The organism is Mangrovibacterium sp. (genome assembly GCF_041596335.1).
Taxonomy (GTDB): domain Bacteria; phylum Bacteroidota; class Bacteroidia; order Bacteroidales; family Prolixibacteraceae; genus Mangrovibacterium.
Genome location: NZ_JBFHIT010000057.1, coordinates 1 through 12985, shown reverse-complemented (window position 1 = coordinate 12985; position 12985 = coordinate 1). Strand labels below are relative to the sequence as shown.

The following is a 12985-nucleotide window of genomic DNA, read 5'->3' as shown; positions in this document are numbered from 1 at the left end:
CAACTCCCCGAATTGAAGAAAATCAAAAAAAAGATGAAATAGACCTGTAAGGACTTTGGAAAATGTATTTTTGTAGAATTTAGAATTTCTGCGAATCGATATGACGTTTGAAATGCAATGAGATTCAACGACCCAAAACAGAATGATTGATGAAATATTTCTTGCTCGTCCTGCTTTTAAGCTTACTTCTGTTTTTCTCATTTTTGGGAGGAACTAGTGTTTTTCAGGTTGCTGAAGCCCGAAATGCTGAATGTGCGCGTGAGATGATGGCGGAAGACAATTGGATTGTGCCACAATTTAACGGCGAACTGCGCACCGATAAACCAGCATTGGAATATTATGGAATGATGACAGCCTATTTGCTAGGAGGCGTGAATGAAACCAGCGCCCGGTTTTTTTCGGCTGTGTGTGGTTTGTTACTCGTGCTGGCTACCTTTTGGATTGTTAGGCGTCATCTCAGCCTAAAAGCAGCCTGGTGGTCAGCCCTTGTATTGCTTTCTTCTTTGCATGTTATCATTCAGTTCCGGTTGGCGACCCCCGATCCCTATCTCATATCGTTTCATGTGCTTTCATTGTATCTGTTTTATGAAGGATGGTATACCCGGAAATGGAGGTGGTTTGCCGGAATGTATGTTGCGCTAGGTATGGCGGTTTTCGCGAAAGGTCCGGTCGGGCTATTGCTTCCCGGATTGACGATGCTTCTATTTCTTGTTTTTGCGAAGACTTTTAATTGGAAAATGATTGTTTCCATGAAACCCTGGTGGGGAATTCTATTAATCCTTGCAGTTTGTTTGCCCTGGTACTTGGCTGTTGATAAGGAAACGGGAGGGGAATGGACACAGGGCTTTTTCTTCGAACATAATTTGAATCGGTTTAATGATGGATTGAAGGGGCATGGAGGTCCGTTTGTGCTGAGTTTTCTGTTTATTATTGCCGGAATGTTTCCGTTCTCCATTTTTATGGTAAGGGCTTTTAAATCGGCATGGAAAAGCCGGAAAGAAGAGCATCTGCTGCTGTTTTCAGGTATTTCTGTTTTAACAGTGGCTGTTTTCTATGCTTTCTCCCAAACAAAGCTAATTAACTATACGGCACCTGCCTATCCGTTTTTTGCCATTATTACGGGTGCTTATCTGGCCAAACTTGTGGATGGGAAATTTCCGGAAGTGACTTTAAAGCCCGAGTTGTGCATTTTCGCGCTCATTGCGATTGCGTTCCCGGTTGGAGCCTATTTCTATACGAAGAATACGGAGCCACTGGGGGCAATCACCTGGATTTCGGTATTTTTTCTTGTATTGCCAGTAGGAGCAGTGTTGGCTATCCGATTCATCAAACGATCGCTTGAAAAGGGATTGCTGACCGTGGCAGTTACCTTTATGATTACAATTTTTATCTTTTTTGCCGGTCCATTTCAAATTATTGATGAGCAGTCGCCCGTTCAAAAGTATAAGGAGGTGGTGCAATCGCATGAAAATGTTGTTGCCTATAAGGATTTCGACCATGCTTTTGCGTTTTATGCTCCGAATGTAATCCCCGTTATTCAGACGGAAGATGAGTTAGCGTCGTACCTGGAGAAACATGGCGATGTATTGGTGCTAAGCAGGGATCGTAGTCTGAACTACATGGACAGTATTCCGTATTTGAGCTGTGTTGGTGTCGATCACGATTTGTTTAGCCGAAGATCTTCGGGGTTTTATCTTGAAAAATAAATACCCGGGTTACTTTTAACCTGTTATTCTCTTTGTTCTGCGTTTTCTTCTTCAAATTGATGCAGCAGTTGAGCATATTTACCGCCTCGTTTGATCAGTTCGGTATGTTTGCCGCGTTCAATAATTTGCCCGTCTTCCAAAACCAGAATCAGGTCAGAGTTTTTAATCGTGCTAAGTCGGTGAGCTACCGCAATAACTGTTTTTGTGGAGAAAATATTCGCGATCGCCCGTTGAATGTACTGTTCTGTTACCGAATCAACCGCACTGGTGGCTTCGTCGAGAATAATGAGTTCGCTGTTGCCGCAAATAGCCCGGGCAAAGGAAATGAGCTGTGCTTGTCCTTTCGAGAGGTTTTCGCCATTATCCTGCACAACAAAATCGTATTTGCCGGGAAGGTTTTCGATGAACCGGTCAGCGTAAACGAATGCGGCAGCCTGCTCAATATCGGCTTTCGAAAGATTTGTTCGGCCAAGTGCAATATTAAACGCGACGGATTTGTTGAACATGAAAATGTCCTGCTGCATCACCGCGATGCTTTCGCGCAGCCGGGTAAGGGACAGGTCGCGCAATTCTTGTCCGTTAATTTTTATGGAACCCCGGTAGCCGCTGTAGGTTTTTGCCAATAGTTTAATGATGGTCGATTTTCCAGAGCCAGTAGTGCCGACCAAGGCCAGCCGATCACCTTTTTTCAGCGTAAACGATACGTCTTTTAATACATCCGGGCCGCCAGGCGAATAGCTGAAATAAACCTGCTTGAATTCAATTTCCTGAAGGGCAAGCGGAGATCGTTCCGTGTTTTTAGTTGGTTTGCTGGCTTCTTCAACCGGTTGTTCGTATAACTCACTTACATGCTCCAGAGCCGACAGAGCTCGTTGGATGGTTGAAATTTGCTGGGCAAACTGTTTCACCGGAATAAAAAGGCGTTCCGAAGTGGTGATAAAAACAATGAGTACACCAAGCGTAAATGCCTGATCCCAAATTTGAATCGCACCATACCAAATGATCAGGGCTGTGGCTACCGACGTAATTCCTTCGACGATAGAAAAAAGGGCCGAATCGTACACGTTGCTTTTATTTTGGGCATCGCAAAAGTCTTTATTTAGTTGGTCGAACTTTTGAAATGCCTCGTCTTCGGCAGCGTAAAGTTGAATGGTTTTCATGCCGTTCAACGATTCTTGCAGGTATGCGGCCGACTTGGCAAGGCTTGTTCGCGAGCTGTTGTAGGCTGCCCGGATCTTCTTCCGCAGAAAACGCATGGCCAAAACAATGAACGGAACAACAAGCAGGAGAACCAGGGTGAGCGACCAATTCAGATAGAAGAGATAGCCCAGCAAAGCGAGGGTTTTGATGCTGTCGGCCAGCAGGCCCAGAATACCTGCGGCAAACGATTCGGAGATGGCCTCCATGTCGCTGGTGAGGCGCGACAGAGTAACGCCGATGGGCTTTTTGTCGAAATAGCTCAATGGAAAACGAAGCGACTTGGCGAACAATTCTTTCCGGACATCAACAATCGCTAACCCGCCCGATTTGGAGAACGAGTAGCTGTAGATCCCATCGAAGAGCAAGTTCAAGATCAACACTAAAGCCAGGTAAACAATCTGGATTTTCAATCCGTCAACATTGCCCGGAATGATATAATGATCGATAATGTTTTCAACCAACCAAAGGAAAAGGATGCCTGCAATGGTGGTAATTGGGATTGAAGCGATGCTCAGGAATAACCATTTTTTATGCGGAACAAAGTAGCGTCCGAACTTCCGCAAAAGTTGCCAGTCCTTACTATTGAAAAAGCGATTGATAGTTTTTGTTTTCATTTGCTTCCCCTTATTCTTATTGTTCCTGTTGCAGTTTGGCGATTTCACGGTAGAAATCCGATTGCTTTAACAGCTCTTTGTGACTTCCCTGTGCGGCTAGTTGGCCGTCTTCGAGTACCAGCGTAAAATCGGTTTTTTCGAGTACACTAATTCGGTTCGAAATAATGATCAAACTTTTAGCCGGATGATTGTCCACGATTTGTTTAATCAGGAATCGTTCAGTATCGGTGTCTACTGCAGAGAACACATCGTCCAGAATCAAAACATCGCATGGGGTGTACAGTGCCCGGGCCAGGCTGATCCGTTGCTTTTGGCCACCCGAAAGCATGATTCCTTTTTCACCAACCAGCGTCTTTTCTTTTTGGGTGAAACGAGCCAGCTCGTCCTTAAAGGCACTTTTGTAGATAACTTCGTCGAGATCGTTTTGGGTGTCAACTTTTTTCGAGCCAAATGTGATGTTATTTTCAATGCTGTCGGAAAACAGGAATACCTCTTGTGTTACTGTTCGAACAACCGAGCGGATTGTTTCGCTTTTTAGCATGGCAGCATCATGCTTTCCAAAGAAAATCATTCCATTATCTGGAGAAAGGTGTCCGTTGAGGCAATTGATTAAGGTGCTTTTTCCAGCGCCAACCTGCCCGGTAATTCCAACAATCTGCCCCGGTTTTATGCTGAATGAAATCCCGCTCAGCGCAGGTTTTTCACCGTTGTGGAAGGTGTAGCTCAGGTTTTCAACCCGAATTCCCTGGTTGAAAAGTTCCGTTTTTTCTTTTTCCGAAATTTGATGTTTGGCGTCGTCGGGGCCTTCTCTGGAAAGTATGGTTTGGACACTGTCGATGCCCACCATTCCTTGCTGGAAAATTGTAAGCACCCATCCCAGTCCCATAATTGGTTGAGCCAGCAATGCGGCGTAGGCCATGTAAGCCGTGAGCTCACCAATCGTGAATTTGGCATCAATCACATATAAACCACCGACTAATAGCACCAGTATTTTTAGGATTTGCCCGAGGTTGGAAAGCAGCGGCATGATGTAGGAGCGAATCCAGCTAATCTTCATCGTTTCGCCAAAAAGTTTCACATTTTGCTCCTGAACATCTTCTTCGGCCCAGTTGTAAATGTTGTAACTTTTTATGACGCTGTTTCCGGAAAGGAACGAAATAGTTTTGGCTGAAAGTGTTTGCAGGGTGTTCATTCTCAAGTGTGTGTATTTCACCATCACTGACATGCCAACTCGTACAACGGCAAATATCGCCACCATGGGGATGATGCAGTAGAGGGTTAGTGCCGGCGAAAGTTGCCACATTTTGTACGGAGTCAACGACAAGGAAAGAACAATATTCACGATCTGCAGAATACCAAATCCGGTGATCATCCGCACCCCGTTGATGTCGTTATTGATCCGCGATATGATTGCTCCGGTTGAATTTTCGTCGTAATAATCCTTTCCAAACGAAGCAAGCTTTCTAAACATCGCGCCTTTTAGCTGACGTTCAATCAGTCGGGCTGGCATGAAAATCAGGATGCGTGAAAGCGATCGAACCAAAATCAACCCGACAGCCAGCGCCGCTATAATGAGGATATTTCGCTGAAAATCGGACTCAAGGACTGATTTCCCTGTGGCGATCAGGTCGATGGCTCGTTGGATGTAAACCGGAATGGTGACCGAAGCCCACACCGTGAGGATAAGAAAAATAATTCCTCCGGTGTACCACCAGCGATATTGGTGCGTGTAACGAAATAAGAATCTCAGTTTTGAAAACATGAATATTTTTTCCAATTGAACGATTTACGACTGACTATTTTTCCCGTACCTGTTGGCAGTTCACAAAACTACAAAATTACCAGTCATTCATTAACTCTTATCTGGCCGGGCAACTCTGTAGTTGCTTTTCTTTCCAGTCATTTAGAAGTCTGAAAATGTCCGAGTTGAAATCATCCCGATAGCAGGCCAGAAGTCGGTCGGCCTGGGTGATCCCCGAATCGGTGATTTCGCGAACCGGGTCAAGGTACTGACTTTCGTCGTTCGTACCGCATACTTTCGATCGTCGGGTTAATCCGTCTGAAGCCAGTTGGTATAGTTGTTTGGCAATCGCACCTGCGTTTAGATTTTTGGTCGTGGCTTTTAGTCCTTTTTCCGGCACCAGTGCCCGAATTTCTCTGACTTCCTCTAAATTCCAGTCGGCAATCAAATCCAATGCTGCGTTGCGGCTGGTGGTATCGTAAAGCAATCCAACCCAAAAGGCCGAAAGGGCGGCAATGTGTTTCACGCAACTGGCATCTGCTCCCCGCATCTCAATGAATTGTTTCAGGCGCACATCCGGAAAAACAGTCGATGTGTGAATTTCCCAGTCTTCCATGGTTGCTTCTTCCTGATGTTTTCCGTTCATGAACTCGCGGAACGTGATTCCGTTAGCCGGCAAATACTGATTGTTGTGGTAAATGAAATACATGGGTACATCTAATAAATAGTCTACCCAGCGTTCAAAACCAAAGCTCTCGTCAAATATGAAGGATTGAAATCCGCAACGATCCGGATCGGTGTCGTTCCAAATTTGAGTGCGATAAGTTTGATAGCCATTTGGCTTTCCGTTTGTGAAAGGCGAATTGGCGAAAATGGCCGAAGCAAATGGTTGAAGCGCTTGTGCAATCCGCATCTTTTGAACCATATCTTTCTCGTTGGCATAGTCGAGGTTTACCTGAATGGTCGCTGTGTTGGCCATCATGTCGAGTCCCAGTTTTCCTTTGGTGGGCATGTACGCTTTCATGATATCGTAGCGTTTTTTGGGCATCCAGGGTATCTCTTCAACACTCCAAAGTGGATCGACTCCCATTGGCAGACTGAAAAAACCAAATTGCTGGCAGATGAGCTTGAGTTCGTCAAAATGCCTTTTGGTTTCCATGAACGTATGATGAATGGTTTTGAAGTTTTTGCCGGAAAGCTCAAATTGCCCACCCGGCTCCAATGTGATCGATGCACCATCTTTGCGCAAGCCAATGAGGTTGCCACTCTCCTGAATCGCTTCCCATTGATTGGTTTGCATGTGCTCCAAAATAGTTCGGATACCGGCCTCCGTATTATATCCCAATCGCCTGAAATCTTCCGTTTTATAAAGGAATTTCTCATGTTCGGTGCCTATTCCCCATTCTTCAGCGGGGGTGTTTCCCTGCACAAAGTAGTCGATTAGCTGTGCTTTGCTCCGGATTATTTGTTGCTTTTTAGTTTCTGTCATTGAATGAGTTTCAAGTTCCAGGTTCCATGTTTTGGAATTCGGGTTTTTTGTTTGCTATTTCGATCTTAAGATGCTGTCGAGTACGTACTTCTCAACCTGCCTGTTCTTTCCGATGTAGGGGAAATCGTGCATCGACAACATGGCCGGAGCGTTGAGCTCGACAACGATATAGTTGGCATCTGACGGAGTCGCTTCCCGGTCATTTATGATAATGTCAATTCCGGCAATATTCAGTCCGGCGGCCAATGCTGCCTGTTCGGCAACTTTTTTGTAAAAATCAGGCATTTCGTCGGTCACGTCAATGCTGTCGCCGCCAGTGCTCAGATTCGAATTTTTGCGCAGGTAGATTTTTTCGTCAGGCTGCAGAACTGTTTCGAGCCCGATCGACTGTGCTTTTAAATGCCGCTTCACTTCTTCGTCAATTTTAATTTGTAAAAGCGGGTGGCGGTAATCGGTTCCTCGCCCTTTGTTTTTTAGGTCGATGAGTTGCTGAACGGAATGTGTTCCATCGCCGGTAATGTTCGCTGGTTCGCGAAAGGCAATGGCCCGCACAACCCCGTCAATCACCAGAAAACGGTATTCCTGCCCGACGAAGTATTCTTCTACAATCACCCGGTTTGAATGTTGGAAGGCACGGTCGATCGCTGAATCTAATTCTTCCTGGTTTTGGATGTTGGTACTCACAGCTATTCCATGGTCGGTGTCGGCAGGTTTTACTACTGCCGGGAAGTTTATGGCGGCCAGCTGCGGCGGATCAAAATTGGCGTTTAGGAGCAGCCCATTTGCCTGGCGAATTCCTTTTCGTTTCAAAAACTGACGGGTCATCCATTTGTCGTTCGAGATCCAGTAAGCGATCAGGCTGTTGGCATCCGAAATAGTGCCTTCGTGAATGATGAATTCTTTTCCCTCGTGGGTTACCACAATCAGGTTGTTGGTTTCGTCGATGATTTCGAAAGGCAGATTCCGTCGCAAAATCTCGGCAATAATAATCTGTGTAGTCGCCTCAAATTGCTCGTATCCGGGCAGAGGTGTAAAGTTGTAATTACTCTTCTCCATTGTTGTTTTCCAGTTGACCGACCAAAGTTACGAATAATGTGCAGACTCAATTTTGATTCTCAGGTGACGGTCGTTTCGTAATAAACAGTTAATGGAAAAAAAAGATTAGGCCGGGAGTGGTCCGACCCGTTCTGAAAAAAAATCGTTATGATTTTGCCGGATGATGCTGGCACCATTGCACTCCGGTCTCAGTGAGTTTTAACTTTTTGTCGAGATCGGAATAGTAGAAAGTTACATCATCGCCAACCCGAGTGTATCCGTCTCCCTCTTCCAGGTCGTGACGTCGTTGCGCATCAATTAGCTCAACCAGCCCCATTCGAACCAGATTCTTGCGGGCGAACAAAATTTCAGAACCCCGGTAGTTGTGCAATCGTTCTCTGCCATTAATATCGGTATGAGCCAATACGCGCTGAAGTGATCTTTCTATCGGATTCCCGTTGTTGTACAGGATGCTTAGCACTTCATGTTCAATTTGATTGATTTTATATTCCATGGTTTGCATATTTAAAGTTCACTTCATCATTTTGCATTCAACGTTAAGGTAGGAATTGTTGGTTATACTACAATCGGGTAGAATGAGTTTCGGTTAGGCCGATACGCATTGTCGGCATTTGGACTGGTAAACGTGAATTCAGATTCGGTTTTCTGGCTGAGCCGGGTCGAAAATAGGGAGCTGTCGGTGGTTATTCGAATCCGAAATGAAAGCAGAAAGCCGAATCTTGCGAGACGGCTTTCCGGTTATGTTGAAGCTTTCGTGGTGGATCAGCTTGTTCCGAATTCGGTTGAAAGGTGTGTTTATTTGTGATTTCCGGCAAAGCGAATTTCTTCTTTTTTGAATGTTTTCAGTTGTGCGCGATTCAGTGGCTGAAGTTTTCCTTTCTTCTTCAACTCACGTTTGAGGTCGCAACTGGCACAACCGCCACACAAGCCTTTTTCTTTTGTGGTGAGCGCTTTGTAAAGGTTGTAACCAACTTTCACAACAACTGCAAACACAATAATCAGGACTATGATATTTTGAATCATGATGTCAATTATTTAGATGAATAAGCTTCCGATTTGGTAAATCGCAAACGAGGCAAACCAGGCGATAGCGGTGGTGTACACCGTTGTGAAGATCGCCCATTTCCAGTTGGCTTCTTTCTTAATTGCTGCAATTACGGCGACACATGGGAAATAAATGAGTACAAAAATCATGAGTCCAAATGCCACTAACGGGGAGAATACTTTCTGACCGATTTTCGGCCCGGCTGTATAGGTCTGATTTTGCAGCTTTTCTTTCAACGATTGCGAGTTCTCGTCGGCATCCATCCCGGCATGGTAAAGTACGCCCATCGAGCTCACTACGATTTCTTTGGCAGCCATTCCGGTAATAATGCTCATGCCCACTTTCCAGTCGAAACCAAGTGGTTGAATGGCCGGTTCAATGAAATGACCCATTTTGCCGATGTACGATTGTTCCAGCCGTTCTTCTTCTTTAGAAAGTTCTAATTGCTCAATTTGGTCAGTTTTTCCAGCCTCATCCAAGCTCGTATTGGCTTCAACCTGTGCAATTTGCTGGTCGTAATCCTGGGTGAATTCAACATTGCGCGGGTAGTATCCCATTGCCCAAATAATGATGGAGGCGAAAAGGATGACCGTTCCCATTTTTAGCAAATACTGCTGGCCTTTGTGCCACATGTGAATGGTGGTGTTTTTCAACGTCGGCATGCGATAGGGTGGAAGCTCCATAACGAATGGTACTTCTTTTTTGGCGAACAGCGTTTTCTTGAATAGCAGCCCGATAAGCACGGCCATTGCGACTCCAATAACGTAAATGAGGAATAAAATAGCTCCCTGGTAAGCCGTAAAGAACGCGGAAATGAGTAATACATACACCGGCAATCGTGCGCTGCACGACATGAACGGAATGATGAGCATGGTGAGCAGCCGATCGTTTTTATTATCGAGTGTGCGGGTAGCCATTACGGCCGGAACATTGCAACCAAAGCCCATAATTAAGGGAATGAATGATTTGCCGTGCAGACCCATTTTGTGCATCAGTTTGTCCATGATGAAAGCCGCTCGTGCCATGTAGCCCGAGTCTTCCATGAGCGAGATACAGAAAAACAGAATCATAATGTTGGGTAGAAACACAATAACACCGCCAACACCACCAATAATGCCGTCAATGATCAGATCTTTCAGAGCGCCTTCGGGCATATAGGAGCCAATGGTGCTCCCCAGCCAGCCGATGCCCGCGTCCATCCAGTCCATCGGGTAGCTTCCCAATGTAAACGTAAGTTGAAACGTAGCCCAAATGAAAAAGATGAATGTGGGAAATCCCCAGAATTTGTGCGTCAAGACCTGGTCGATTTCGCGGCTTTTTTTTCGACGGGTTTCTGCTTGTGGCTTGTAGGTTTCTTTCAGTGCGCCTGCAATAAAACCGTATTTGGCATCGGCAATCAGTGTTTCCGATTTATCATTCAGGAGTTCCTCCAGCCGGGCGATTTCCTTCTCCGCAACCTCAAAAATAGTGTCCGAATTAGCGTTGCTTTCTACTAGCTCGCGGGTGCTCTTGTCATCTTCCAGTAGTTTGATGGACAGATAGCGGGTTGAATAGTTTTTATTGCGCTGCTCATCTTTTTTTATTTCAGTTTGAATGACTGAAATTGCCTGTTCGATATCTGCACCGTAATTGATGTGAATATGCCGGACAATTGGGTCGCGATCTTCATAAACCTCTATTATCTTATTGAAAAGCTCTTTTAATCCTTTTCCTTTCGACGCAACCGTGGGGATGATCGGAATGCCAATCATCTCGGCCAGATGCTTGTAGTCGAACTGAACCGATTTTTGCTCCAGTTCGTCATACATGTTCAGCGCGATCACCACTTTTATGTTCATGTCGATTAGCTGTGTCGTCAGATATAAGTTCCGCTCCAGGTTTGAAGCATCCAAAACATTGACAACAATATCCGGCTTGCGTTCGGCAATCTGGTTTCGTACAAACAGTTCTTCAGGCGAGTATTCGGTTATGGAATACGTTCCCGGCAAGTCGGAAATATTGAATGTAAACTGGTTTTGCCGGAAACGGGCTTCTTTGGCGTCAATTGTTACGCCGGCATAGTTCCCGACGCGTTCGGTCGATCCCGAGGCGTAGTTAAAAAGCGTTGTTTTTCCCGAGTTGGGATTACCAACCAGCGCTACCGAAATGGTTTTGCTCTTCTTTCCTCCCGATATTTTCAATCCTTGCCGGTCGATTGTTCCTTCAAATTTTCCGGATATCGCTTGATCTGCGTCGTGCTCCGAAACGACCTCAATCATCTCGGCTTCACTACGTCGAAGGGATACTTTGTAGCCCATGATTTCGTATTCAACCGGATCTTTCATCGGGGCATTTTTAATCACTTTTACTTTTTGGCCTTTCACAAAACCCATTTCGGAGATTCGCTTGCGGAAAGCACCCTGCCCAAATACATATTTGATGATGGCCTCTTCTCCGGTTTTCAACCCGGCCAGCCTCTTTGTTTTGTCGGTAATTTCTGAATTTTGTAAAAACATAAACTGAAATTTAAAATTCGAGTCCTAATCGAAACAGTCCAACCAGCGCATTGTCCAGCGATAAATCCGTTCCTCGGGGATTAATCACATATTGAATGTCGGGTTGGAGATACAGGTAATTATTTAGTTGCAGCTTGTAAGCAAGTTCAAAAGTTGTTTCGTCTTTCCCGGCATCGTTGCTCATTAAAGCTCTGCCCATTGCCAGACCAAAAGTGTCTTTCCCTTTTTGCGAGAAAAGCCCGGTGTAGTGGATCCCACTGCCGATGTAGGCGACATTGTCATTTTCAGGACTCACCCCCAATTGGTAGAAAATGCTGAGTCCTTTTCCTGATTCGTTGGCCGGGCTGATGCGGTGGTCTCCAACGAGGTAAAAACCATAGTCTGTTTCAAGCTCGCCTGTGTTTGTTATGTCGTCGGAATGTTCGTGATAAAACGCTCCAAGTTTTATGGTTTCAGGGCAATTTTTACGGGTGCCGCAATGCAGGTTGGCCTCCGCAACCCAGAGCAATCCATCGGAATAATTTAAATTCCAGTTTAAGTTATACGGGTTATCCTCGAAGTCGATCGGACTACCTTTGTAAAGTGCAGTTTTCAGATTTAAGCGGTTGGAAACCTCCCAACAAATAGTGATACCCGGCGAAGTTAACGGGAAAATTGGAGCCGCGATGTTATCGGCAATCACCGAATGAATTCCGAATGAGGAGTTGACAAAAAGGGCACCGATATCGCTATTGGCAAATTCGGCATTTAAATCCTGAAGACCAATTGTTGTATGGATGTTTCCAAAAGCATGACTGTACCAAAGTTCGTATAAAAAGGTGTGATCTCCGGCTTCAATATTTGAAACGACCTGAAAGTCTCCGATTAAATTGGCCGAAGGTTCTCCGCCATGCGTATTCGCCCCGTGAACCATGAATGTACCACCTTTCCAAAGGCCTGCTCGTTCGGTATCAAATTCCAGAAACAGATCGGCCAAGCCCAAATAGGTGGCGCCGGTTTTAATTCCGCCGTCCAAATTCGTGACAAAGTCGCCCACGTAGCTGCCATAGAAACTCACTGCGGGGGAGGTGCTTTCTTTATCTGCTTGGCTCACGGCGTTGGTCGAAATTAACAGCGCGACAGTCATCAATTTAATAGTATTCGCGATTTTCATCTGTATAAAAGGGTTTTGGTTTTTTTTCTGATGTAAAAGTACTTCTAGCGACGTCACACACCAATCCCATGATGTTGGGGTTTTTTAGGCCAGATTATTGGTGCAATCATCTGTTTTTATCCCGACCTAAAATGATTTTGGATCGGAAACCGACAGTAGACCCATCGAAGGATTAGGTGTTTGTCTCAAGTACTAAAATTGAAGATATAGAAATAGTGAGAATAATGAGAACCTCGTAGGGAGAATCAATTTATTCTTGCCTTTATTTTAAAATTTGAACGTGACAGATTCGGAAAACCACAGGTATTATGGGCACAACCCAATTATTTAATTGTTAATTGTCGCAAATGGGATCGGGCTCGTTTTTAATCCTCCTTAAAAAAGAATAATTTTGTGAGCCGAAAGAATAACTAGTTTAAATTGATTATAAATTATGGCTCAGAAAACACTATTAATGATTCTCGACGGATGGGGCATCGGTGATGG

General features: G+C 45.0%; 9 protein-coding genes. 1 reads left to right on the top strand and 8 read right to left on the bottom strand.

Translation table 11 applies throughout. The features are described 5' to 3' along the window. Positions 1-149: 149 nt before the first annotated feature. On the top strand, positions 150-1706 hold the full coding sequence (locus ABZD21_RS16230) for an ArnT family glycosyltransferase (protein ID WP_372776144.1): 1557 nt from the start codon (positions 150-152) through the stop codon (positions 1704-1706). A gap of 23 nt (positions 1707-1729) precedes the next feature. On the opposite strand, the gene ABZD21_RS16225 is transcribed toward ABZD21_RS16230, so the two are convergent. The 8 genes from ABZD21_RS16225 to ABZD21_RS16190 all read right to left on the bottom strand — a co-directional run bounded on the left by ABZD21_RS16225 (position 1730) and on the right by ABZD21_RS16190 (position 12499). Next, positions 1730-3520: an ABC transporter ATP-binding protein gene (locus ABZD21_RS16225; protein WP_372776143.1), complete on the bottom strand. Its 1791-nt coding sequence runs from the start codon at positions 3518-3520 to the stop codon at positions 1730-1732. 16 nt (positions 3521-3536) lie between these two features. Next, on the bottom strand, positions 3537-5282 hold the full coding sequence (locus ABZD21_RS16220) for an ABC transporter ATP-binding protein (RefSeq protein WP_372776142.1): 1746 nt from the start codon (positions 5280-5282) through the stop codon (positions 3537-3539). Between the two features lie 97 nt (positions 5283-5379). After that, positions 5380-6750 (bottom strand): glutamate--cysteine ligase, encoded by a 1371-nt coding sequence (locus ABZD21_RS16215; RefSeq protein WP_372776141.1) that lies wholly within the window; start codon positions 6748-6750, stop codon positions 5380-5382. Between the two features lie 54 nt (positions 6751-6804). Continuing rightward, positions 6805-7806 (bottom strand): glutamate ligase, encoded by a 1002-nt coding sequence (locus tag ABZD21_RS16210; RefSeq protein ID WP_372776140.1) that lies wholly within the window; start codon positions 7804-7806, stop codon positions 6805-6807. Positions 7807-7951: 145 nt separating this feature from the next. Beyond that, the gene (locus ABZD21_RS16205; RefSeq protein WP_372776139.1) at positions 7952-8299 is read right to left on the bottom strand and encodes a hypothetical protein; all 348 of its coding nucleotides are present in this window, start codon (positions 8297-8299) and stop codon (positions 7952-7954) included. A gap of 302 nt (positions 8300-8601) precedes the next feature. Then, on the bottom strand, positions 8602-8829 hold the full coding sequence (locus ABZD21_RS16200; RefSeq protein WP_372776138.1) for a FeoB-associated Cys-rich membrane protein: 228 nt from the start codon (positions 8827-8829) through the stop codon (positions 8602-8604). 12 nt (positions 8830-8841) lie between these two features. After that, positions 8842-11346 (bottom strand): ferrous iron transport protein B, encoded by a 2505-nt coding sequence (feoB, locus tag ABZD21_RS16195; protein WP_372776137.1) that lies wholly within the window; start codon positions 11344-11346, stop codon positions 8842-8844. Between the two features lie 10 nt (positions 11347-11356). Further along, the gene (locus ABZD21_RS16190; protein WP_372776136.1) at positions 11357-12499 is read right to left on the bottom strand and encodes a carbohydrate porin; all 1143 of its coding nucleotides are present in this window, start codon (positions 12497-12499) and stop codon (positions 11357-11359) included. Positions 12500-12985: the final 486 nt, after the last annotated feature.